This window comes from Hyphomonas sp. UBA4494 (assembly GCF_002388935.1).
Classification (GTDB): Bacteria; Pseudomonadota; Alphaproteobacteria; order Caulobacterales; family Hyphomonadaceae; genus Hyphomonas.
The window spans coordinates 122,688-145,835 of sequence record NZ_DGNK01000030.1 but is presented as its reverse complement, the minus strand read 5'-3'; the positions used below and the strand labels follow the sequence as shown (position 1 = coordinate 145,835).

26 protein-coding genes are annotated in these 23,148 nt (G+C 59.7%); 13 read left to right on the top strand and 13 right to left on the bottom strand.

Annotated features, from left to right (window positions below):
• Window positions 1-74: 74 nt before the first annotated feature.
• The gene (locus tag B2P82_RS11575) at window positions 75-695 is read right to left on the bottom strand and encodes a TetR/AcrR family transcriptional regulator (protein WP_290497112.1); all 621 of its coding nucleotides are present in this window, start codon (window positions 693-695) and stop codon (window positions 75-77) included.
• Between the two features lie 137 nt (window positions 696-832).
• Here B2P82_RS11575 and B2P82_RS11570 point away from each other — a divergent pair, with 137 nt between their 5' ends.
• Together B2P82_RS11570 and B2P82_RS11565 are read left to right on the top strand one after the other, a co-directional pair.
• The gene (locus B2P82_RS11570; protein WP_290497111.1) at window positions 833-1,129 is read left to right on the top strand and encodes a YciI family protein; all 297 of its coding nucleotides are present in this window, start codon (window positions 833-835) and stop codon (window positions 1,127-1,129) included.
• The gene (locus B2P82_RS11565) at window positions 1,126-1,806 is read left to right on the top strand and encodes a glutathione S-transferase family protein (protein WP_290497110.1); all 681 of its coding nucleotides are present in this window, start codon (window positions 1,126-1,128) and stop codon (window positions 1,804-1,806) included. Before B2P82_RS11570 ends, B2P82_RS11565 begins: the two co-directional genes overlap by 4 nt.
• On the opposite strand, the gene B2P82_RS11560 is transcribed toward B2P82_RS11565, so the two are convergent.
• The 6 genes from B2P82_RS11560 to B2P82_RS11535 all read right to left on the bottom strand — a co-directional run bounded on the left by B2P82_RS11560 (window position 1,790) and on the right by B2P82_RS11535 (window position 7,687).
• Window positions 1,790-2,614 (bottom strand): sulfotransferase family protein, encoded by an 825-nt coding sequence (locus B2P82_RS11560; RefSeq protein WP_290497109.1) that lies wholly within the window; start codon window positions 2,612-2,614, stop codon window positions 1,790-1,792. The genes B2P82_RS11565 and B2P82_RS11560 overlap by 17 nt on opposite strands.
• Window positions 2,615-2,674: 60 nt before the next feature.
• Window positions 2,675-3,214: a hypothetical protein gene (locus B2P82_RS11555; protein ID WP_290497108.1), complete on the bottom strand. Its 540-nt coding sequence runs from the start codon at window positions 3,212-3,214 to the stop codon at window positions 2,675-2,677.
• 47 nt (window positions 3,215-3,261) lie between these two features.
• Complete coding sequence (locus tag B2P82_RS11550; protein WP_290497107.1) at window positions 3,262-5,418, bottom strand: PQQ-dependent dehydrogenase, methanol/ethanol family; 2,157 nt, start codon at window positions 5,416-5,418, stop codon at window positions 3,262-3,264.
• A 100-nt stretch (window positions 5,419-5,518) separates the two neighbouring features.
• A complete protein-coding gene (pyrF, locus tag B2P82_RS11545) occupies window positions 5,519-6,418 on the bottom strand; it encodes an orotidine-5'-phosphate decarboxylase (RefSeq protein WP_290497106.1) in 900 nt (299 codons plus the stop codon).
• Entirely contained in the window at window positions 6,415-7,236 is an 822-nt protein-coding gene (locus B2P82_RS11540; RefSeq protein ID WP_034817667.1) for a S1 family peptidase, read from the bottom strand. The genes pyrF and B2P82_RS11540 overlap by 4 nt, the downstream gene beginning before the upstream one ends.
• A gap of 19 nt (window positions 7,237-7,255) precedes the next feature.
• On the bottom strand, window positions 7,256-7,687 hold the full coding sequence (locus B2P82_RS11535) for a DUF350 domain-containing protein (RefSeq protein WP_290497105.1): 432 nt from the start codon (window positions 7,685-7,687) through the stop codon (window positions 7,256-7,258).
• A gap of 93 nt (window positions 7,688-7,780) precedes the next feature.
• Between B2P82_RS11535 and B2P82_RS11530 the strand changes: the two genes are divergently transcribed.
• The 5 genes from B2P82_RS11530 to B2P82_RS11510 are packed head-to-tail and all read left to right on the top strand — an operon-like array spanning window position 7,781 to window position 10,475.
• A complete protein-coding gene (locus B2P82_RS11530; RefSeq protein WP_290497103.1) occupies window positions 7,781-8,563 on the top strand; it encodes a 3-hydroxybutyrate dehydrogenase in 783 nt (260 codons plus the stop codon).
• A 53-nt stretch (window positions 8,564-8,616) separates the two neighbouring features.
• Window positions 8,617-8,973 (top strand): hypothetical protein, encoded by a 357-nt coding sequence (locus B2P82_RS11525; RefSeq protein ID WP_290497102.1) that lies wholly within the window; start codon window positions 8,617-8,619, stop codon window positions 8,971-8,973.
• 47 nt (window positions 8,974-9,020) lie between these two features.
• Window positions 9,021-9,668, top strand: coding sequence for a hypothetical protein (locus B2P82_RS11520; protein WP_290497101.1), 648 nt, complete (start codon window positions 9,021-9,023; stop codon window positions 9,666-9,668).
• Between the two features lie 19 nt (window positions 9,669-9,687).
• Window positions 9,688-10,092: a heavy-metal-associated domain-containing protein gene (locus B2P82_RS11515; protein WP_290497100.1), complete on the top strand. Its 405-nt coding sequence runs from the start codon at window positions 9,688-9,690 to the stop codon at window positions 10,090-10,092.
• On the top strand, window positions 10,089-10,475 hold the full coding sequence (locus B2P82_RS11510; protein ID WP_206991937.1) for a hypothetical protein: 387 nt from the start codon (window positions 10,089-10,091) through the stop codon (window positions 10,473-10,475). The genes B2P82_RS11515 and B2P82_RS11510 overlap by 4 nt, the downstream gene beginning before the upstream one ends.
• A 38-nt stretch (window positions 10,476-10,513) precedes the next feature.
• On the opposite strand, the gene B2P82_RS11505 is transcribed toward B2P82_RS11510, so the two are convergent.
• On the bottom strand, window positions 10,514-11,155 hold the full coding sequence (locus tag B2P82_RS11505; RefSeq protein WP_290497099.1) for an SCO family protein: 642 nt from the start codon (window positions 11,153-11,155) through the stop codon (window positions 10,514-10,516).
• Between the two features lie 62 nt (window positions 11,156-11,217).
• Between B2P82_RS11505 and B2P82_RS11500 the strand changes: the two genes are divergently transcribed.
• The 3 genes from B2P82_RS11500 to B2P82_RS11490 all read left to right on the top strand — a co-directional run bounded on the left by B2P82_RS11500 (window position 11,218) and on the right by B2P82_RS11490 (window position 15,558).
• Complete coding sequence (locus tag B2P82_RS11500) at window positions 11,218-12,588, top strand: ActS/PrrB/RegB family redox-sensitive histidine kinase (RefSeq protein WP_034817651.1); 1,371 nt, start codon at window positions 11,218-11,220, stop codon at window positions 12,586-12,588.
• A gap of 47 nt (window positions 12,589-12,635) precedes the next feature.
• Window positions 12,636-13,208 carry an ActR/PrrA/RegA family redox response regulator transcription factor gene (locus B2P82_RS11495; protein WP_051608054.1) on the top strand — a complete coding sequence of 191 codons (573 nt, stop codon included), beginning with the start codon at window positions 12,636-12,638 and terminating at the stop codon, window positions 13,206-13,208.
• Between the two features lie 109 nt (window positions 13,209-13,317).
• Window positions 13,318-15,558: a TonB-dependent receptor gene (locus B2P82_RS11490; RefSeq protein ID WP_290497097.1), complete on the top strand. Its 2,241-nt coding sequence runs from the start codon at window positions 13,318-13,320 to the stop codon at window positions 15,556-15,558.
• A 3-nt stretch (window positions 15,559-15,561) separates the two neighbouring features.
• On the opposite strand, the gene B2P82_RS11485 is transcribed toward B2P82_RS11490, so the two are convergent.
• Window positions 15,562-17,625: an ArnT family glycosyltransferase gene (locus B2P82_RS11485; RefSeq protein ID WP_290497096.1), complete on the bottom strand. Its 2,064-nt coding sequence runs from the start codon at window positions 17,623-17,625 to the stop codon at window positions 15,562-15,564.
• A gap of 155 nt (window positions 17,626-17,780) precedes the next feature.
• Between B2P82_RS11485 and B2P82_RS11480 the strand changes: the two genes are divergently transcribed.
• Window positions 17,781-18,512, top strand: a complete 732-nt coding sequence (locus B2P82_RS11480; RefSeq protein ID WP_084333547.1) for a glycosyltransferase family 2 protein — start codon at window positions 17,781-17,783, stop codon at window positions 18,510-18,512.
• On the opposite strand, the gene B2P82_RS11475 is transcribed toward B2P82_RS11480, so the two are convergent.
• Window positions 18,509-18,862, bottom strand: coding sequence for a nuclear transport factor 2 family protein (locus B2P82_RS11475; RefSeq protein ID WP_034817639.1), 354 nt, complete (start codon window positions 18,860-18,862; stop codon window positions 18,509-18,511). The two genes, B2P82_RS11480 and B2P82_RS11475, sit on opposite strands and share 4 nt — an antisense overlap.
• A gap of 11 nt (window positions 18,863-18,873) precedes the next feature.
• On the bottom strand, window positions 18,874-20,130 hold the full coding sequence (gene ccrA / locus B2P82_RS11470) for a crotonyl-CoA carboxylase/reductase (RefSeq protein WP_034817636.1): 1,257 nt from the start codon (window positions 20,128-20,130) through the stop codon (window positions 18,874-18,876).
• Between the two features lie 162 nt (window positions 20,131-20,292).
• Here ccrA and B2P82_RS11465 point away from each other — a divergent pair, with 162 nt between their 5' ends.
• Window positions 20,293-21,177, top strand: a complete 885-nt coding sequence (locus tag B2P82_RS11465; protein WP_206991932.1) for an aminotransferase class IV — start codon at window positions 20,293-20,295, stop codon at window positions 21,175-21,177.
• On the opposite strand, the gene B2P82_RS11460 is transcribed toward B2P82_RS11465, so the two are convergent.
• Together B2P82_RS11460 and B2P82_RS11455 are read right to left on the bottom strand one after the other, a co-directional pair.
• Window positions 21,123-21,425, bottom strand: a complete 303-nt coding sequence (locus B2P82_RS11460) for an SWEET family sugar transporter (RefSeq protein ID WP_034817631.1) — start codon at window positions 21,423-21,425, stop codon at window positions 21,123-21,125. The two genes, B2P82_RS11465 and B2P82_RS11460, sit on opposite strands and share 55 nt — an antisense overlap.
• Before the next feature lie 113 nt (window positions 21,426-21,538).
• A complete protein-coding gene (locus B2P82_RS11455) occupies window positions 21,539-22,057 on the bottom strand; it encodes a hypothetical protein (RefSeq protein ID WP_290497095.1) in 519 nt (172 codons plus the stop codon).
• Window positions 22,058-22,183: 126 nt separating this feature from the next.
• Here B2P82_RS11455 and B2P82_RS11450 point away from each other — a divergent pair.
• Window positions 22,184-23,148: methylmalonyl-CoA mutase family protein (locus B2P82_RS11450; RefSeq protein WP_290497126.1), on the top strand; the 965-nt coding region annotated here is incomplete at its 3' end.

Here is a 23,148-nt window from a genome sequence, read left to right as displayed (position 1 = left end):
CAGCGACCATCGCTGCCGTTGACTGCCATATAGCAATCATCTGAATATTTATCAATGAACGAAAACGAAATTATTCAGAATTTATCTATCTGACGGTCCGGAACGACCGCGCCAGCAGACAATCCAGCCAGAACCAGGTCCATCACACCCGCCAGTTCACGCTTCAACTTCGGTAATGTCAGGTGCGAAAACATCTGGGGAAAGCGAAACTTCATCATCGATGCCTGAATCATTTCCGCCGTCTCTTCCTTTCGGTCGAGCGGACGAAACTCACCGGCCTCAATGCCGTTCTCGAGAATCTGAACCAGGTAGACCCGCTCCTGGGCCAGCTGTTCATTCATGAACAGAGGCCGCTCATCTGCCAGCGTCTCGGCCAGCTCGACCAGCTTGTCCTTTTCTTCCAGTGCCTCATAGGTACGCACCATGCTGAACTCGAAAAACTGGCGCAGACGATCTGCCGCCGTGATTGGCTTCCGACAGATGCTGGCATAAGTCTGGTAGAGTTCTGAATTGAACTTGCGACCGATGGCTTCGGCAATATCGAGTTTGGACGCGAAGAAGCGGTAGATATTGCCCGCGGACATGTTGCAGTCCTTGGCAATCTCCGACATCGTCGTCTTGGAATAGCCGTAGTGAACGATGCGTTCCATCGCGGCTTCCAAGATCTGTTGGCGGGTGTCTGTTGTATCGTTCATGGCACCACCATACTCCCTGTTACTGAAGGATCAATGATTCATTCAGCCCATTTGTTCCACTATTGCGGACTCTGGGCAGGTTGCAGGCATTGTGCAATACGAACAGGAAATCTTGCCTTCATTCGGAGTCGTTCGTCATGCGCCTTTTCTGTTTTCACAATCTGGACAATGAAACCAATGGCGCCGAGTTGCGCGCCGCGACCCGGCCGGCCCATCTGGAATGGGCTGCAGGATTGGGGGACCAGCTACGCATGGCCGGGCCGCTACTGTCCGAGGATGGCGCGATGATCGGGTCTGTCTTCCTGGTCGAGGCCGATGACCTGGCTTCGGCCAAGGCGTTGGCCGAGCAGGACCCGTATAATAAGGCAGGAGTGTTCGACCGCGTGGACGTGCGCGAAACGAAATGGCTGATCGGGCAAGGAAAGCGCGCATGAGACAGCTGGTCCTTGGAAATCTGAACTATTCCAGCTGGTCGATCAGGCCATTGCTTGCCGCGCGGCGCGTGGGCCTGCCGGTGGAAGAAGTGATCGTGCCGCTCGACTTTCCCGACACATCGGCAAAACTGAAAGAGATCAGCCCGACAGCAAAAGTGCCACTGTTGATCTGGGACGATGTCACGGTCTGGGAAAGCCTTGCGATCACGGAATGGATCGCCGATTGGGCGCCGACTGGAGAGGTCTGGCCAGAAGATGCCGCCAAGCGGGCGATTGCCCGCGCGGTGACCTCCGAAATGCATGCGGGTTTCCCCGCCCTGCGCAAGGCCTGTCCGATGGATATTCGCGGCCGGGAAGCCACGCCGGAAATGACCGAAGGTCTTGAGGCTGACATTGCCCGCATCCAGACCATGTGGGACCAGATGCGCACTGAACATGGCGATGGCGGCCCTTACCTGTTCGGCAAATGGAGCGCTGCGGATGCGTTCTATACGCCGGTTGTGACGCGGTTCCGCACCTATGGCCTGCCCCTGACAGGGGCCGCGGCCGAATATTCGGCGGCCATCCTTGAAGACCCGGTCTTCCTTGAACTGGAGAAACAGGCGGAAGCCGAACCGTGGTGGATCAAATACACCGCCGACGGACGCTCAAGCGGCTATCTCAAGCCGGAAGGCTGAACAGGTCATAATCCAGATCATGCCGGAACAGCGTTCGGATATGATCTGTGTAGATATCCAGCGCTTCGCCGGTGAAGAGTTCGGTTAGCGGTGTCTTGCGGTTCTGCAGCACATTAGGCTCCGCATCCGGATCGATCTTCTGCGCCATGGCGTCCTTCGTGCCTGCCGCGAGCGCTACATTGATGGCATCGGCACTGAGCCCGAGAGACCAATGCTTCGAGACCGCTTCCAACGCCGCGCGGGGGTCTTGCTGGGTCCGCTCATACTGGGTCAGCTGGATCGAGTCGCCATGACGCGCACGAATATCACCCCAACGGTTCCAGAAGCGCGCGAGCCAGTAGAGATCGCAGCGATACTTCGATCCGCCCGGATCGCCCTTCAGATAGGTCAACCAGTCAACCTTGATGTCGTATTCCCATTTGGCGTGGTGACTGGCCAGGATCGCCATCGGGTGTCGTACAGCCAGCACATATGGCGGCAGGCTGGCGAGGCTGCGGGCCCAGCCCCATTCGGCCAGATGGTGGGGGATCGTGTGACTGAACGCCAGGCGCGGCAGTTCCGGAAAGGTCGCATCGTCCTTCGGCCAGCCGATATAGGGGCGCACCGCATTCTCCGAAAAGTATTGCGGGTGAGGAATGCCATGGGTTTCCGCCAGCGCCACTGCCAGCATGTATTTCAGCCAGTGCGTACCGGAATTCTTGGAGGTAACGAGCAGGCCATCAAACCGGCCATGACGCAGGACGGAAAAATTCGTCCAGGACTCATTGAGAACCTTGGCGCGGTATTCGCTGGGAAGTGACTTTGACATGGCCAAATTCCCTATTGTGCCAGGGCGAAAGGCGCAACTGTTCTTGAGCGGTTGGAAGACTCAGGTCTTGAGGCCTGCCTTGTCCCGGAACACTTGCAGGAGGGCCAGTTGTTCGCGCGTCGGCACGCCTTCCGCCTCGGACACCGCCACCAGCATCGCGTCGAGATCGACAATTTCCTTTGGGCCAAGCTGCGGGGAACTGACGATCAATTCGCTCAGCTTGCGCATGGCGCGCTGGGGATCCGGCGCGGAATTGGTGACCCAAGCCGCATGGGCGGACAATTCATCAGCCTCAGCCTGGGTGAAGCTGAAATTCTGCATCATCTCATCATCTATGATGCGCGCCTGTCGTTCGGTCAGAGGCCCTTCCCGGCCACGGGCAACTTCCATCATCATGACGGCGGCGGCTTCGCGCGGGTCTTCGATCAGGCTGATGCCATTGCGGCCTGCCTTGTATTTGAAGGCAAAGCGGCGAGGCGCATTCGTAAGCGTGCGCGCCGCATCCATCGTCACTTTCGCGCCGCGGCGGGCCATCTGGATACGCCACGACCAGATGCCGATCGTTGTCAGGATACCCAGAATGAGGATGACTATATGCATCCGGCGTATGTAGCGCGGCCCGGCAGGCTGCGCTACTCACAATTCGATCATTCGCCCCCGGAGCCAGCCGGGACAGCGGCATGGGCCTGCGCCAGCACATAGGCGCGGATCGATTCCACCTGATCCGGCGTCAGATGATCTGCGAACGAGACCATGCCATTGGCGGCGAGGTTTCCGTCGATCACCACACCTTTCCACGCCATTTCGTTGCCACTGATCGCCGACCAGCGCAGGTCCGGCAGAACGCCCGAGCTGACCGCCAGCGGACCGTGGCAGACGGTACAGTTACGGGCATAGTGAACCGATCCCTCGGCGATCATGGTCTCGTCCCCGAACGAGTCGGCTTTCGGGGTCTTGTCGATCATCGGGAAATCCGGGTCGGCGATTTCGCCCGTGCCGCCCAGCTTGAAGGTGACGACCTTGCCGACTGTAGAGGGCACGGTCTCGTCATAGGCGAAGCCTGCGGAGAGACCAAAGGCACTGCCCCAACCAGTCGTAATCGTGACGTATTGCTCACCATCGATCATGTAGGTGCCGGGGCCGGACGCGCCGCCGGATTTGAGTTCATGATTCCAGAGCTTGTCGCCCGTTTCGGCATCATAGGCGACGAAATCGCCATTCAGCTTGCCCTGGAAAACCAGACCGCCTGCCGTGGACAGCACGCCGCCATTCCAGGCATTGCCATGTTCCACCGACCAGCGCGCTTCGCGGGCAATGGGATCCCATGCGATCAAGCGTCCCTTGAGGGTTGAGCGCAGGAATTTGGCGACTTCCGGCGGCGCGATCGGCGGGACGCCAGCAGAAAAGTCTGCGCCCGTATTCCAGCCGACAGGCTGGGTCTCGAAGCGCGGATCGCGAGCATAGGCCTGCGGAATTTCCTGCGCCGGAATATAGGCGAGGTTCAAATCCGGATTGAAGGCCATCGGATGCCAGTTGTGTGCACCGAGGGGGCCTGGCAGCTGCTCGTAAGGGACCGCGCCATACCGTGCATCGGCGATTTCAATCGGACGACCGTTTTCGTCGAGGCCCTCTGCCCAGTTCATCGGCACGAACGCATCGCCGGAGATGAACTCGCCGGATTCCGCGTCCAGTACGTAGAAGAAGCCATTCTTCGGAGCCTGCATCGCGACACGGCGCGCTTCACCATCTTCGCCAACAGGCAAGTCTGCCAGAATGATGGTCTGCGTGGCTGTATAGTCCCAATTGTCGCCGGGCGTGGTCTGGAAATTCCACTTGTACGCACCGGTTTCGGCATCCACCGCAACGATGGAGGACAGGAAGAGATTGTCGCCACCAGACGGATCGCGGAATTCCCGGTTCCACGGCGAACCATTGCCGACCCCGAAGATGATCTGGTCGTTGACCTCATCATAGACGATGGAGTCCCAGACAGTTCCGCCGCCACCATCGGTGACCCAGGCGCCTTCATCGCCCCAGGTGACATTGCCGATGTCTTCAAAGGCTGCGTCCGAGATTTCGCCGTCTGGCTGTTTCTCCGGGTTCGGAACAGTGTAGAACCGCCAGACCTTGTCTCCGGTATTGGCATCATAAGCCGAAAGATAACCGCGCACACCGAGCTCGGCACCGCCATTGCCAATCAACACTTTGCCATTCACCACACGCGGCGCACCGGTGATCGTATAGGGCTTGGACTGATCAACGGTGACCTTGCTCCAGACAACTTCGCCCGTTTCGGCATCAAGCGCTTCGAGCCGCCCATCAATCACACCCACGAAGACCTTGCCGTCATAAACAGCCACGCCACGGTTTACGACATCGCAGCAGGCTTTCACGCCGACGGCGCGGTCCACATCCGGATCGTAAACCCACAATTCCTCACCCGTCTTGGCATCAAGCGCATAGACCAGCGACCAGGCAGAGGTGACGTACATCACGCCGTCCACGACAATCGGCGTCGATTCCACGCCGCGATTGGTGGCAAGGTCATAAGTCCACGCGACGCCCAGGTCTGCGACGGTTTCCTTGTTCACATCTATCAGGCTCGAATGGCGCTGCTCGTCATAAGTCCCACCATATGTCAGCCATTCGTCAGCTGCGCTCGCGGTACTTATCCGGTTCGTGTCGACCGCCGCAAAGGCTTCCGGCTCCGAAGGTGTCTCAGTGTCTGCTGTTTTTGCCTGCCCGCAGGCGGCAAGGATTGCGAAGGATGCTCCCGCAATCAAGGTGGACTGCCAGTTCGCCATGGCCGTTTCACTCCCCTGTCTGTTTCCTCAAAACGGTCTTACGCCGCGCTCACAGGAAAGAGTAGATGAGGCAGGCCGATTGTCGAGGCCTGTCTTAAGGTCAGCCCGACGCTACAGGCACGCGTCCGGCATGCATGGAGAGATCGGTCTGAGCAGCTTCAATGGCGGCCACAATAAGCGCGTGCCAGTCGGCTTGGCTTTCTACGGTGTCTGATCCAGCCGGGAATGTGACGGAACGCGATGCATTCACGACGCCGCCTTCGAGGCGATTTGAAACCGCCTTGAATCCCGCAAGCGCATCTTCGGCCCCGCCGCCCTGCGCGCCATAGCCCGGCACCAGAAACAGCGCGTCCGGCGCGAGCTGTCGCAATTGGCGGGCCTCATCCGGGCCCGTCGCGCCCGCCACCAGCATCAGGCTGGACCATTCGCCCGCCCCCTTCAGGCGCTGGATCGCCGGGGCGAGCGCCTCAACGACGCGTGCATAGAGTGGGGCGCCCTCAAGATCTCTCGCCTGAAAATCGGCTGAGCCGGGATTGGACGTGCGCGCGAGCACGACGACCCCCTTGCCGTTTGCCTCGGCCTCTTCGAGGAAGGGTTCCAACGTATCGAGACCCATATAAGGGTTTACCGTCACGGCATCGGAGGGGAACGGCGCCGCTTCTGACAAGTATGCGGCTGCATAGCCCCTGGCTGTGGTCCCGATATCACCGCGCTTGGCATCCGCGAGAACAAGAAGGCCCGCCTCTCTTGAAGCTTCGCAGACGCGTTGCAATGCGCCCATTCCGTCAGGCCCATGCCGCTCAAACAGGCCGACTTGCGGCTTGACCACGCAGGCGCGTCCGGCCGCCGCCGCCACGACTGCTTCGCCCCAAGCGGCCACCCCCTCGGGCGTGTCCCCGCCGAACAGGTCCGGGATACGGCCAGGATGCGGGTCGATACCCACGCAAAGTGGGCCCAACTGGCGCGCGCCAGCGATGAGGCGAGAGGCAAAGCTGGTCATGGGGTGACCCGGCAGGCCACTTTCACGACCTGAAGACGGCGGCGGGCATTGTCTGACATCGGGCCGTAAGTCTCCTCGGCAAAAATCTCCGTCGGGCCATCCTCGCGCTCCACGCTCAGGCTGGTCAGGAAGGCATCTATAGATGTCGGCGCAGCCGTATAGATACGCCCGCGCCGCGGGCTCTCGGCCACGATCACGCCGCGCACAGTTCCCCCCGCATCAAAGACCGGTCCGCCAGAAATTCCCCCCAACGAACCGTTCAATCCACGGGTCCGGCCGATCTCTGCCCAGGCAAGAATAGGTTCAGCGCCTTCCCGGCGCCCGCGCGTGATAAGTTTCGAGCGGGACATGAGTTTCGTGGCCACTTCTCCCGGTCGTCCCTGAGGGTAGCCAACATGATAACCATGCGTGCCGATGCGAAGCGGAGATACGAGATCAAGTTTTACCGAGTTGGGGCTGCGACCTGTCGAAAGAAGGGCAAGGTCATGATCTGGATCAACGACGATGCTGTCGACCGGCACATATTGCCCGGGCGCCACCAGCAGGCCGACAGAGTTGCAACCGTCCACGACATGCCGGGCCGTGATCCACTGACCATTCTTGTTCACTGCGAAAGCAGTGCCGATCCCGTCCTTGGGCTCGCTGACCTGGACAAGCACCTGTTCGTCCAATGGCGACGGCGGCGGCAGGGTCGGACCTTCGGACTCAAGGACGGTTGGCGGCGGCTCAGGTGCGTCAGCTTTTGGATCCTGCGAAAACATGGTCCAGACGACGACGCCCAGAACCAATGCATAGATCACCCAGTCAAACGAACGCATCACTGCCTGAGTACCTCCGTTAGAACCTCTGCAGGACCGGGTCCCAGAGACCCGCTGCAATGATCAGGGCTGATGCCAGCTTTGCCGCAACAAGGACGACGGCTGCGCCAGCCTCCTCCTTTTCGATCCGTTTGGGAATATCGGTGAGCAAGACATCGACGAGACGGTAAACGAGGAGCTGGATCAGGAGTGAGACGACACCCCAGATGGCCAAGTCTATCAGGGTGACGCTGGAGGCCAGACAGGAGGCAATGGGGATCGCAAGACCAACAATGGCCCCGGCCAATGCAAATCCTGCGGCCGAATTGCCTTCCTTTACGAGCGCCAGCTCCTTCCACGGGGTCAGCAGCACGTATATGGTGCTGGCGATGGCAAGCATCACGCCAGCCGCTGCTGTCCACAACAGAAAGCGTGGGAATGCCTCGACAAAGGCAAGAGTTTCACCGCCCATAAACGCTCACTATTTCCTCTAATATCAATCGGCTCTATCAGAGCCAGACCTATTCCTACCCATAGCACGCCACAGCCTCAAGGAGACATATTCATGATCAAGGGGAAAACCGCCCTCGTTACCGGCTCCACCAGCGGGATCGGGAAGGCTATTGCAGACCGTCTTGCGCAGGAAGGCTGCAATGTCGTGCTGAACGGATTCGGCGACGCCGATGAGATCAAGGCCCTGCAGGGTGAAATGGAAAAGGAACACGGCGTACAGATCGGCTATTCAGGCGCTGACCTGACCAATCCGGACGCGATTGAAGAGATGATGGCCTATGTGACAGCCGAGTTCGGCGGTGCCGATATTCTGGTCAACAATGCCGGCACGCAATTTGTGTCACCCCTCGAAGAATTCCCAGTGGCCAAATGGGATCTGATCATGGCGCTGAACTTGTCAGCTGCCTTTCACACGACCCGGATGGCGATTGGACCCATGAAAGAAAAAGGCTGGGGCCGCATCATCAATACCGGCAGCGCCCACGCCAAGGTCGCCTCCCCGTTCAAGTCAGCCTATGTCGCGGCCAAGCATGGGCTTTCCGGCCTGACCAAGGTGACGGCTCTGGAGGGTGCGGAACACGGCGTACGATGCAATCTGGTCTGTCCCGGCTATGTCCACACCCCGCTGGTCGATGGCCAGATCGACGATACGGCAAAGGCGCGCGGCATGACGCGTGATGAAGTTGTGAAAAACGTGCTGCTCGCCGCCCAGCCAACCAAGGAATTCGTGACTGCCGAGCAGATTGGCGGCTTCGTTGCCTTCCTCTGCTCGCCGGATGCTGACCAGATCAATGGTGCCGACCTCTCCATGGACGGCGGCTGGGTGGCACAATAGCTCACTGAAAGGTCATTTGACGGCGCAGCTATCGTGCGAGATAGAAAACGACGATGTTCCAAAGGATCGCCCTTCTTTGCCTCAGCCTGTTGCTGATCGCATCCGGTACGGCAAGCGCCGCGCAGGACAGCTGTCCTGCATCTGATGCGGGCCAGATGACGCATGTGATGACTGCAATGAATGGAGATTGCGACATGGGGATGGGGTCCATGGACCACTCCCAGCCAGAAGATGAGAACGCGCCATCGCACGATACGGCTTGTTGCTGTCCGGCGATCGTCGCCGCCCTGCCGAGTGCTGCTGCCCCTGAAGGCCATAGCGACCTTTACCCGCCACTGTTCAATATTCCCCTGGATGCGACGCCAATCTCGGTCGCATCCGTTCCGGAGCCGCCTCCTCCCCGGGCCTGATGATCCTCTCATAATCTCAGGATCAACCCGGAACAAAGGAGAAGGCCTTGCCCTTCCTTTCCCGTGCCGCGCCTTTCGCGGCCTGTCTCACATGGGCGGCGCTCGCTCCCATGGCCGAGGCCCGTCCCGTCTCCTACCCAGGCGGCTGGACGGTCATGCAGATGAACAATGGGGATTCCTCCTCGCTGCATGCACACTATTCACCCACCGCATCGGACTCGATCGGGTTCTATGCAGAGCGTAACTGGGCCGAAGACGTCCAGTTCACCGGCCTGCAATACAACCGGCTGCTGAAACGCTGGAACGGCCCTTCAAGCCAGGCGAACACCTATTTCAAATTGGGTGTGGGTCAGGCCGATCCGTTCGGGAGTGAGTCTCCTGAACTGTCCGGTTTTGCCGCTTTCGCCGCGGACTGGGAGACTCGCCGCTGGTTCACCTCCTATGAGGCAAAAGCCACCGACTATGCCGGCAACAAGAGCGTGCGCCATAGCGGCCGCGTCGGCGTTGCCCCGTATATCGGCGACTATGGCGACCTTCACACATGGTTGATGCTGCAGGTGGATAACCACCCCGAAAGCAATGAGCCCGTTACCACAACCCCCCTCGTCCGGTTCTTCAAGGGCGTCCAGATGGTCGAGCTCGGCTACACGCTGGAAACCGAAGAGCTGCTCGCGAACTGGATCGTCCGGTTCTGACTTTCAAAGGATACTACTCATGAAACTGATTAAACCCGCTTTCGCGTCCCTCGCTTTTTGCCTGCTCACCGCTCCGGCACTGGCTGATGAAACGATGGATCATTCCAAGATGGACCATTCGAAGATGGATCATTCAGCGCATGCCGACATGGTCGCTGAACCCAATACCGATGCCGACCCGGCCGCTTCAGCCCAGACCGTCACCGCCAAGGTGAACGGCCTCGTCTGCGATTTTTGCGCACAGGCCGTCCGCAAGGTGTTCAAGAAGCAGGACGCCGTCGAAAGCGTCAATGTCGACCTGGACAATGGCGAAATCGTCCTTGGCCTGAAGGCTGGCGCGACGATGGATGATCAAACGATCGAAAAGCTGATCCGCAAATCCGGTTATTCGCTCGTCAGCATCGACCGTGGTGGCGACGCATGAGCGAAGACGTAAAATCTCCCAGCACCCTGCCCGCCTTCCTGTCGCTGTTCACTTCAACCGGAACACTGATCTGCTGCGCCCTACCGGCCCTGCTGGTCAGCATCGGCGCCGGCGCGGTGATGGCAGGCCTGATCGAGGCCGTGCCGCAGATCACCTGGCTCGGCAAGAACAAGGGTCTCGTGTTCGGCATCGCAGCGTTGATGATCGCGTTGGCTGGGGCCTGGCAATGGCATGCAAGGTCGCTGCCCTGTCCAATTGACCCGGTGAAGGCACGGGCGTGTACGCGCGCGCGCCAGCTCAGTTGGGTCGTCTGGTGGGTCAGCGTTGTCGCATTTCTGGTTGGCGGGTTCTTCGCCTTCTTCGCGGCAAGCCTGTTCATCTAAGAGGTTCAGGGCCCGGCTGGAAAGTCGGGCCCTTCATCCTAATCCTGCAGGATCTCTCCGAGACAGGCCGAGATGGTTTCAGCCGTGTCTTCATGCGTGAAGAAGGTCTTCAACTGCCAATTCTCATCCATCAGATAGAGCAGCGACGTATGGTCCATTGTGTATTCGGACTGGCTTTCAGATTGCTCTACGCGAGAAAAGTCCGACAGGAACTCATCCGCGGCCGCGCGAATTTCCTCTGGCGTGCCCGTCAGGCCGATGAGGTTTTTCGGAAAGCGCGGCGCCTTCACATAGCTGGCCAGAACTTCGGGCGTGTCGCGTTCCGGATCCACCGAAATGAGCAATGTCTGCGGCGGCTCAACACTTTCGGGCAGCTGCTCATAGGCGCGCTCCACATTGACGAGCGTCATCGGACAGACGTCCGGGCAATAGGTGAACCCGAAATAGATCAGCGTCGGACGACCTTTGAAATCGGCTTCCGTCACACGCGCCCCGGAATCGGAGACGAGTGAGATCGGCCCGCCAATCTCCGGATAGGCACGGCTGAGGCAACTGGCCTGCGCACCTCCGGACTTTACCGCTCCGGCGGAGTCTTTCTCCGGCGCGCTGGCGGGAGAGCAGGCGGCCAATACGGCGGTGGCGAGCAGGACGGATGACGTTGCAATCGATCTGAGCATCATATGGGGGATATGCGCCGCAAGCGGCGCTTGGCGCAAGCGTCACGCTGCCGCATAAGGCGCAAATGGATGATTTGGCCCGAGACGGACACATAGATCTCGACGATGCGATCTTCACCCTTCCCCCAGAAGGGTTGGGCTCGGCGCAATCCGCCCTCGGGCGCACGCGCCTGCGCACTTTCATCACGCTGCGCTGGCTGGCCGTGGCCGGGCAAACGGCAGCGGTATTGTTCGTGGCCTTCGGGCTCGGCTTCGACATGCCGCTGGCGCTTTGCCTGTCGATCATTGCGGCATCGGCCTGGCTGAACGTGTTCCTGTCTTTTGCCTTCCAGAGCCAGCGCCTGACGCGCGGGTGGGAGGCGACCCTGCAATTGGCATTCGATACGGTACAATTGGCTGCGCTGATCGCCGCGACGGGTGGACTGTCAAACCCGTTCCTGTTGCTTCTGGTTGCCCCCGTGACTGTTGCTGCACTCAGTCTCAGCTCGTTCAGGGCCTCCCTTATCGCTTTGCTTGCCTTGGTATTGGCGGCCCTGATGCCGCTTATTCACATGCCCCTGCCCTGGGGTGTGGCGAACTCTTCGATTGCGCTGCCGCCTCTGTTCCAGCTTGGCCAGTTCGCAGCCCTTGCTGTCGGTGTGGTCTTCTTTGCCTTGTCGGCGGCGCGGGTCAGTCAGGATGAGGCCCGGCTCGTGCGCGCCCTTGATGCAGCGGGGGTCGTCATGGCGCGCGAGCAACGCCTGTCCGCGCTCGGTGCAATGTCTGCAATGACCACACATGAGTTGGGAACCCCGCTTGCCACGATCCATCTCGTCGCGAAGGAATTGCAGGCGGATCTCGACCCCGAGGATCCGCGCGCCGAGGACATCATCTTGATTGCCGAACAGGCCGACCGGTGCCGCGCGATCCTCGCCACGATCCGTGAAGCGCGCGAAGCAACCGACATCGTGCATGCGCGAATCCCGCTGGATGCGCTGGTGGCCGAGGCCGCTGCGCCATTCAAGGGGTTGGGCGTGGATCTGACCGTCCGGGCGGAACCTGCTGAAGATGGCACACCACGTGCGCCGACCCTGAAACGCAGTCCGGAAGTTTTGCACGCGCTGGGTGCCTTCATCGAAAATGCGGTGAGTTTCGCCGATACGCGCGTGAACGTCGTGGCGACTTGGACTGCAGACCAGATCATGGTCACAATCAGCGATGACGGCCCCGGCTTTGCCGCCGAAGTGCTGCCGAAACTGGGCGAGCCCTATGTCTCGCAACGCGGCGAGGCGCATCTGGGCGGGGGTGACATGGGGCTTGGATTCTTCATCGCAAAAACGCTTATTGAGCGCACCGGCGGCCGCATCGCGACCCGAAACAGGACCCCGCCGAAAAAGGGCGCGGTCGTCCAGACTCTATGGCCCCTTGGCATTTTGCAGGCGCCTGACTTGGATTAATGACCGGTTCAGACCTATATGACGGTTGTTACATCAAGGAAAAGCCAATGGAACGGCCCATCACTGTGAATTTGCACGAGAGCCTCAAGGATGTTGAGGATCGCTCATGTCTCGTAATGGACGATGATGGTCCGTTTGTGCAACGCATGGCCCGCGCGCTCGCCCAGCGCGGTTTCGTGGTCTCTGCCGTCTCGACCGTGTCCGAAGGCAAGGATATTGCCCGCCTGAACCCACCGGCCTTTGCCGTTCTGGACCTGCGCCTGGAAGATGGCAGCGGGCTGGATGTGGTGGAAGTACTGCACAAGCACCGCCCGGATGCCCGCGCTGTTATCCTGACCGGGTATGGCGCCATTGCGACAGCCGTCGCCGCTGTCAAAGCTGGCGCTGTGGACTATTTGTCGAAGCCTGCAGATGTGGAAGACATCATTCGCGCGCTCGCCGCATCACCTGACGAAAAGCCCGCTCCGCCAGAAAATCCGATGTCGGCCGACCGGGTTCGCTGGGAGCATATTCAGCGCGTCTATGAGCTGTGCAATCACAACGTCTCGGAAACCGCGCGCCGCCTGAACATGCACCGACGGACGCTGCAACGCATCCTTGCAAAACGCGCCCCGCGCTAAACCTGTATCCTGTAATAGTGTTGCCAGAATACGTCGCTTTGGCTGACGCAGCCTCGGCATCAGCTAAATGCAGTTGCGTCGCATTCTGAACGGCTGGTAATCGCCGCTCATGAAAAAATTTCAGTGCTCAGTCGCCCCGCTCGCCCTCCTCGCTTTTGCCCTCCCAGCCACGGCCCAGTCCGATGACCCGGTGAACCGGCTGGACACGATCGTCACCACCGCCACCCCGAGCGCCACGCCTCTGACAGACATTCCGATGTCCGTCAGCGTGATTGATACCAGGGATCTGTCGCTGGCGGATGCTTATGTCAGCGCCGAGGACATGACTGACCTGCTGACCGGGGTTGAGGCCGCTGTCGCAAACGGTACGCAGGTCGCCTTCCAGATTCGCGGCATCGGCGCGGTTGACCATCAGGCCCTGACGCCCACCGCCGCTGCGGTCTATTCCGATGGCGTCTATCTGGCGACCAACGTCCAGACGGGCCTGATGCTGTATGATCTTGCCCGTGTGGAAGTTCTGAAAGGCCCGCAAGGCACGCTGTATGGCCGCAACGCGTCCGGGGGCGCGATCAATTTCATCTCCGCGAAACCTGGCGAGGACCAGCGCCGGTATGTTCGGGCGGGCTATGGCAACCTGAATCGCGCTGACCTGGATGGCGCCTATGGGGAGCACTACGATAATGGCTTCAGCTATCGCCTCGCCGGGCGGTACTTGTCGCGCGACGCCGCACTCGACAATATTGCCGGCCCGGAAGATGCGGGCGGTGTGCGGGACGAATTCGGTTTGCGCCTCGGCCTCAATTGGGACAAGGCGTTTGGTGGGTCCCTGCTCGTGCGCACGCACTATGAAGAAGACAATGGCGTCAATGCCGCACCGCGCAATGATACACTTGACCTTAACGACCATGAGATCGCGGTGGGCCGTGACGGCGTTCAGGATACCGACAATGAATTCTATGGCGTCTCGGCAGAATATGAGCGCGCTGTCGGGCGGTGGACGCTGACATCTCTCACGGCCTTCGAAGGGTACAATCAGGATTACGGGTTTGACTTTGACGGGGCCGTCGCCCTGTTCGACAATCCGAACTTCAACGCCAACCTCGCCTATATCCGCGACTTCCGGCAGTACTCGCAGGAATTCCGCCTGCAGACAGACTGGGACGGCGCCAGCACCATGATCGGTGTATCGGGATCGCTGGAAGATTTCAGCCAGACCTATACGATCTGGTGCGGCGACCTGGATGCCGACACGCTGCTCGGCACCTGTCCTTATGTCGGCGCCGCCAGCCGGGCAGGGCCAACCCCGACCTCAGATGCACGCGCGATGACTCTGGTCACAGATATCAGGCAGGACCGTTCGGCTCTGGCCGCCCTCACCTATAATGAATTCGACCTCTATGATCGGTTGACCGCTACACTCGGCGCGCGGGTAACGCATGAGCGGATTGAGGGTCAGGGAAGCGGCCGTCACATCTTTGAGGATGGCACGATTGGCTTCAATAATGTCGGGGGTCTCGGCCTGGCGGCAGGCGCGAACGAGATCGAAGAGACGCGGCTTTCGGGCAACGCGGCCCTCGCCTACGAACTCGGCCAAGGCAACGCTTATGTCTCGGTTTCCAACAGCTACAAATCGGGCGGCTTCAATGGCGAAGTCCAGAATAACGCCACTCATTTCGCTGATGCGGGCTTGTTCGACGCAGAGACCGTCACAGCCTATGAGGTCGGCTACAAGAGCCGACCAGACGATACGTTCACTTACAGCATCGCTGCATTTCTTCAGGATTATCAAGACCCGCAGGCGCGCATCTTCGTGAACTTCGCCTTGCCCGACGGTTCAAGCATTACGTCCAACTCGCTGTCCAATCTCGATGAAGCGACATCCTACGGGGTGGAAGTCGATTTGGCATGGCAGGCTACGGAGCAACTTTCGCTGGATGGAGGCTTGACGCTTCTGGAAACCGAGATTGATCAGTCGTCCGACATTGGCGGAAATGCCGACACATTTGACGGCAACCCCCTCCCCTTCGCACCAGATGTCTCCGCCACCCTCGGCGGGCGCTACGAGTTCGCGGCTACGGAAACGATCGAGGCCAGCCTCGCCGCACACGCCAAGTATCGCGGTGATTACTATCTCGACCCAGAGGGCCTGGACAGCCGCATGCAGGACGGCTTCACGACCCTGCAGGCAGAGGCGAACTTCGTGTTTACAGATACCGGTCTCAGCTTGACCGTATGGGGACGGAACTTGACCGATGAAGACTATGCCGTCTCAGGCTATGGCTTTATCGGGTATGACACATTCCGTTCCGACCCGCGCACCTATGGCGTGCGGATCGGCTACGAGTTCTAGAAATCAACCCGGGCAGTCGCCATAATCGAAGCGGAGGGCCCGGAAATTGACTGGGTCCCCGTTCGAATAATTCAACGCATAGTAAGGCTCGGTCTCGGTGACACAGAGGCGCATCTGGTCGGCCTGAGCGCGCAAATGGCGGATCTCGTCTTCGATCGGCGGCTCGGCCTTGCGATCCTCGAAATTGACGAGATAGACGACCGGATAAGCGGACGGGTCTTTAGGCAGGTCGAGCGGGGTTTCCGGCGGGTGGAGATTCTGCGTGCCGAGAGTCAGCACATAGGAGGGCTCGGCATAGCCAAGCGCCAGGATGCGTTCCGGCGGCTGCCAGTCACACGCCTCGCCCGGCACACCGCAGACATCCTCCAGCGCCAGACGCGCCGTTTCGGTCGGCTGCACCCAGATCTGGCTCGGCAGCATGAAGATGCGGATATGCCAGCCGATTGCGACGGCCGCATAGATGGCGAACATGGCAGCATTGCACTCATGGCGCCGACTGAACTCGATGATGGCAACTCCACAAAGGCCAAAGCCGATCCACCAGAACCAAAGTGGGAACGCCCGATAATCCGCCCATGATGCGAGCACGTCTTCGGGAAAGGCCGTCGAGAAATCGCCCGCCGTTTCCGCCATGAAATAGGTTGTCACACCGGGGAATGACGCGGCAAGTAAGAGGATTGCCCCCAACGCGAACAGGATCAGGGACGCCCATCGCGTAACGGGCCACAATGCCCCTTCCATCATTTTAGCCGCTGCATAGCCTGCGAGCAGTCCGAAGGCAGGATAGGCCGGAAGGATGTAGTGACTGAGCAGGGTCGGCATCAGTTCGAAGAAGGCATAGGTCAGGACCGCCCAGGCCACGAGCATGCGGACCGCGCGCGTCTCGTCAGGTATGATCGCTTCTCCGACCGGATGCTTCGCCATCCATGTGTCGCGCCCCGACACCCACCAGAAATAGGCGAGCAAGACTGCTGGCCATGCTGGCAGCGGCTTGAGGGTGGCAATTGTGTTCAGCGCTTGTGCTGCCAGTCCCGTTCCTGCCGGGCGCGGCAGGAAGGGCAGCAGATAACTCAAGATCAACAAGACCGCGAACAATGCCGCGCCCACCAACAAAACGTGCTTCAGCCATGCCGCGCCTTGCGGCTTGATGGGCTTCAACGTCTTCCACGCCGCCACAAAGCCGGGAATGATGAACAGGGTCGCCGGGAAGAACCAGGCCGGAATATGGGTAAGATGGTAGAATGGCCAGCCACCATGCCCCTCAGAGGCGCCGGTGAACTTGTCTTTCAGATCCTTGCCGACCGCGCCCTTGATGTATTGCCCATCAGTCGCAGCCTGAATCCAGAGGAACCAGGGCAGCACCATTGCCACGAAAATCGCTGGCCCCGGCCACCAGAGCAAAACGCGCCACCAGTCGCCCCCTTTTCCGTCAGTCGCCTTGGCCCAAACCCATGCCCCGATCCCGGCATAGGCGGCCACCATCGGCGTCACTGGCCCCTTGATCAGGAAGCTGGTGCCCATGCAAAACCAGAAGAGCAGCGCCATCTTTTTCGACTGGTCACGGCGCATATAAAGGCGCGCAAGCGCACCTATGCTGAGCGTTGTCAGGAAAACGAGCATTCCGTCTGTTTTCGAGATGTGCGCTTCCGATGTCAGAAGGAGCGTCGCGCCGAACAGGGCTGAGCCGACAAAGCTGGCCCTTCGCCCAACCAGGACCAGTCCGGCCCAGAAACAGGCAAGCGTTCCGAAGGCGGCCCCCAACCAGCTCGGCACGCGATAGGTCCAGATCTGCTTTGCCTCGGGCCCCGTAAACACTGCCGTCGAGGCGGCCTGCAGCCAGTGAATGCCTGCCGGCTTCTTGTTGCGCAGCTCATCCTGATACTGGATGCGGATATAATCCTGCTCCTCCAGCATTTCCTTCGAAGCCTGAGCAAACCGGCTTTCATCCCGGTCGAGGGCAGGCAAATTGAACACGCCGGGCGCAGCAGCGCCGAATGTGAGGATGAACAGGACGAACCAGGGTTTCCAGCCGGTGGAAAGTCGATCAAGCAAAGTCATGATTGCCATTTACCTTGTTCATGTCCGCGCGTCTTCAGGGTTTTGCGCTGAGATTCCTAGCGTGACAAATGCGCCGCAGGGCTCGCCTTGCGTCAAATCGCTTTGTATGAGCGTGCGAAACCTGCCTCGCGCGCTCGCGAGCCCCTGCCTGAAAGGTGCCAGCCGTGGCCCAGTCGCTTGAATTCTCCATCGTTGTTCCGGTTCACAATGAATCCGGCAATGTCGAATCCCTGATCACCGAGATTCACCGCGCGCTCGATGGGCGCGCATTCGAAATGGTGTTCGTCGATGACGCGTCGACTGATGACACGCGGGCACGCCTGATCGAACTGAAGGAGCGCTTTCCGATGTTGCGCGTGATCGGGCACCGCAACAATGCCGGGCAGAGCCGGGCCATCCGTTCCGGAATAATGGCGGCGCGCGCGCCGGTGATTGGCACGCTGGATGGCGATGGACAGAACGATCCAGCCGATCTGCCGGACCTGTACCGCCAGCTGACGCGGGCAGATGCGCCGGAATCGCTGAAAATGGTTATGGGCCGCCGCACCAAGCGTAAAGACACTGCCTGGAAGCGGTTTGGCAGCAGTTTTGCCAACAAGATCCGCAAACGCCTGCTGCGGGATGATTGCGACGATGCTGGCTGTGGCGTGAAGGCGATCTATCGGGAAGCCTTCCTGAGGTTGCCCTATTTCGATCATATCCATCGCTACGTCCCTGCCCTGATGCAGGCCGAAGGCTTCGATGTGGAATATCGCGACGTGAATCATCGCGAGCGTCGTAGCGGAACATCGAACTATACGAATTTTGGCCGATTGGCCGATGCCCTGTCCGATTTGCGGGGCGTGATGTGGTTGGTCCGCCGTCGGCGCAATCCGGGCGGCATGGACGAGCTTTAGCCGTAGGTTGCGACAGCGATACAGATTTCGCCATCCTCATCGAAAATAAAAGTTTCAGCCGCGTTCTGGCCGCGATGGTTGGTGTAAAGCAACGTGATCGCGTCTGATCCGGTCAACACGTCTTCCAGTTCAAAATACAGATCACTCGCGCTGGCCATTGCGGCCTGCCAGTATTTGCGCAGCCCCGCTTTTCCAGTCAGGAAATCCTCATCCGTCCCCATCACCAGCGCAATGCGCGGCGAATGGAACACGACCCCGTCGGCATAGTGCGACAGCACAGCGTCGAGGTCGTGATCATTCCAGGCTGCTACCCATTCACGGGCAAACGAATCAGCGTCCGGTCTGGCCATACGGCCTGTTACTAGGCTTGGCCGTTTACCGCCAGAACATCTTCAACCGTTCGGAGACCCGGCTTTGGTGAGGTCACCAGAACAGCCATGTTTCCAGGCAGATGCTTGTTGTCCAGCATCTTGTCGTGCGCGGCCGGAATGTCTTCCCACGGGAAGACTTCGGACATGCCCGGATCAATGCGCCGGTTGATCACCAATTGGTTCGCGGCGCTTGCCTGTTTCAGGTTTGCGAAATGGCTGCCCTGTACCCGCTTCTGCCGCATCCAGAGGAAGCGCGCATCCATGGTCAGGTTGAAGCCGGTCGTACCGGCGCAGATGACGACCATGCCGCCACGCTTCACAACGAACACAGACACAGGGAAAGTCGACTCACCCGGATGTTCGAAGACGATGTCGACATCCTTCTTGTCAGTGAGTTCCCAGATCGCCTTGCCGAACTTTCGGCTCTCTTTCATATAGTCATTGAATTCCGGACCATTCACCGTTGGCAGCTGCCCCCAGCAATTGAAGTCCTTGCGGTTGAGCACGCCTTTGGCACCGAGACTGAGCACATGCTCTTTCTTGTCATCGCTTCCGACGACCCCAATCGCGTTCGCCCCCGTGACAGCACAAAGCTGGACACCGAAGCTGCCAAGGCCGCCCGAGGCGCCCCAGACAAGGACATTGTCTGCTGGCTTCACGATGTGCGGGCGGTGGCCGAACAGCATGCGGTAGGCTGTGGCAAGCGTCAGTGTGTAGCAGGCGCTCTCTTCCCAGGTCAGATGCTTGGGGCGCGGCATGCATTGGCGCGCCTGCACGCGGCAGAACTGGGCGAAGGAGCCGTCTGGAGTTTCGTAGCCCCAGATACGCTGACTGGGCGAGAACATCGGGTCGCCGCCATTACATTCCTCGTCGTCGCCATCATCCTGGTTGCAGTGGATGACCACTTCGTCACCCGGCTTCACGCGTGTCACTTTGCGACCGACAGCCCATACGATCCCGGACGCGTCGGACCCTGCAACATGGAAATCCTGCTTGTGAACGTCGAACACGGACATCGGCTCGCCAAGTGCGGCCCAGATGCCATTATAGTTCACGCCAGCTGCCATCACGAGGACCAGCACTTCGTCGGAATCGATTTCCGGAACCGGAACCTGTTCCAGCTGCATCGCCGTTGACGGACGCCCGTGACGGTCGCGGCGGATCGCCCAGGCGTGCATCATCTTCGGAACGTGGAACTCCGGCGGGATCTCGCCGAGCTCGTAAATATCTTTGGTTTCCCTTGCCATGGCAGGGGGGCCCTCCTCCTTGATTGCATGTCCGGGATGGTCTGGCGCACAATTATTCGTGGCTTCACAAACCACCCGGTTCCCGCCACCTTGGCCGCTGAACGAAGAGCTTGCAAGAATTTTGTTGCGCTGCACAAATTTCGAAAAAGGGGCGTTGCAATCATGTCTATCGGCGACACGGTTTATCTGAACGGAGTCTTCACCCAGCGGAAAGACGCCCTGATCTCCCCGCTGGACCGGGGATTCCTATTTTCCCACGCAGCCTATGAAGTGACCGCTGTTTACGGTGGAAAACTGATCGATTTCGAAGGTCATGTGTCGCGCCTCGGCAACACGCTGGAAGCAATTTCGATCCCTAACCCACATGACGCGGCCGCGTGGGAGGACATTCACAGCCAGTTGATCGCCCGCAACGGCCTTTCAGAGGGACTGATCTATCTCGAAGTTTCAGCAGGCGCCTACGACTCCCGGGATTTTGCTGGGCCGGAGACCTTCACACCCACAATTTTCCTGTATGCGGATCATCGCCCCCTGATCAGTGAGAAAGCCGAGCAGGGCATTCGCGCCATCTTCCTGAACGACATTCGCTGGCGTCGGCGCGATATCAAGACAACTCAACTCCTGTCGCAGGCCCTCGCCTACCGCGCTGCGCGCGAAGCCGGCGCCGAAACCGCGTTCATGGTCGAGGACGGCCACGTCACCGAAGCGGCCTCAGCCAATACTTGGATCGTGACCGAGGAGGGCCGGATCATCACGCGCAATCTGTCCAGCGACATACTGCCCGGAATTACGCGCGCCCATGTCATTGCCCGGCTTCGCAATCAGGGACTGGATATCGAGGAGCGCGCCTTCACACCGGATGAGGCATACGCTGCCAAGGAGATTTTCACGACCTCAGCGGGGGCTATGATTGCGCCTGTCATACAGCTGGAGGATCGACCGGTCGGCACCGGCAAGCCGGGCCCTGTTACGCGGCAAGTACAGCGCCTCTATTATGAGGCGATTGGCGCTGATGTGGAAAAGGTCGCGGCTTGGGCTTTGGCCTGAAGCGAGTGACGCACTTTGAGGGCCAGGATCATACTGGCCAACAGCAGCGTGACGCTATTGGCCACGATCATGGGGAGCGATCCCAGCAGAATGCCATAGACCAGCCAACCTGCGACGCCGGTAGTGAACATCGCATACATGATCAGCGATATCCCATCAGTCCTTCCGGTGCGAATGACCATCAGGGCCTGAGGCAGGAAAGACAGGGTCGTCAGAGCTGCGGCCATCAGGCCAATCATGTCAGACATTGAGGGGAAATTCCTTGAGAGTCTGCGCCGTATAGCCGATTTGCAGCCCTCACGAAACCGCCTGGAAACGCATGGTGCTCATGAATGTTTGCGGTAACGAGACCATACCCGTTTCAGTCGCGGTCGATCACTTCGCCTTCGATGATTTCACCCGGCCCTTCGCCAGCCTGAGACGCCCCGCCCGGCGGCGTGATATTGGCGTTCATCTGGGCCATGACACTCGACACTTCCCGGGTCGCCATGCGCGCACTGATGGCATTGGCCAGCAGAGCAACGCCAGCCACGGCAGAAAAAAGACCAAGATCAGTCAGACCGAGCCCCCGCGCCAGAATGGTCTCACGGAACAGAGCGAGCACGCCAAGACTGACAATGAACAGGCCTGCCAGAAAGCCTGCTCGCGCAGCAAAGCCGGGCAATAATCCCGTGATAGCGGGGTACCCCTCATTCCCGGACAACCGGTGCAGTCGAAACCGCTCGACCCAGCTGACCGCCAACATGCCCGCTGCGAGCAAGGCGACCATGAGCACACTACGCTCCATCAGCGCTGCAATCACCACACCGACCGGAAAGGCCAGGATAGCGACCATCCGCAATAGCAATGCAGTCTGGATCAGATTGGTCGGTTGATTCACTCGGGGTCTCCTCTCGCTTTTATCTGGTTGCTCAGACATCCTGACGCAAGCAGTGACGCTTGCTTTGCGACGTCGCACACGGCATGCTGCGCCGCAACATAACAAGGGGAGAATTCCGTGGCAGACATGGACAAAGCATACCAGCACGCACCGGACCGCCCGTGGATTTTCCGGACCTATGCCGGACATTCAACGGCAACAAAATCCAACGAACTGTATCGCGGCAACCTCGCCAAGGGTCAGACAGGCTTGTCGATTGCCTTCGACCTGCCCACCCAGACCGCGTATGACGCAGACCACATCCTCTCCAAGGGCGAAGTTGGCAAAGTGGGCGTGCCGGTCAAGCATCTCGGCGACATGCGCCTCCTGTTCGACCAGCTGCCGCTGGAAGAGATGAACACATCAATGACGATCAATGCGCCAGCCGCCTGGATGCTGGCGCTGTATGTGGCACTGGCGGATGAGCGCGGAGATGATCGCAAGAAGCTGCGCGGCACCACCCAGAATGACATCGTGAAGGAATACCTCTCGCGCGGCACTTATGTGTTCCCGCCGGAACCCAGCCTGCGTCTGATCTCGGACATGGTCAGCTGGTGCTACACCGAGGTCCCGAAATGGAATCCGATGAATGTCTGCTCCTACCATTTGCAGGAAGCGGGCGCGACACCGGAACAGGAACTCGCCTATGCTCTGGCCACGGCAATCTCAGTGCTGGATACCGTAAAAGCCGGAGGGCAGGTTCCGGAATCAGACTTTGAAACGGTCTTCGGCCGAATTTCCTTCTTCGTGAACGCCGGAGTTCGTTTCGTTACGGAACTTTGTAAGATGCGTGCCTTTGTGGAACTCTGGGAAGAGATTGGCCGCGAACGCTATGGCGTGACCAGTCCGAAGGCGCTGCTGTTCCGCTATGGCGTACAGGTGAACTCGCTTGGCCTGACCGAGCCGCAGCCTGAAAACAATGTCTATCGCATCCTGATCGAGGCAATGGCCGTCACCCTGTCGAAGAAGGCTCGCTGTCGGGCCCTGCAGCTGCCGGCCTGGAATGAGGCGCTGGGCCTGCCACGCCCGTGGGACCAGCAATGGTCGCTGCG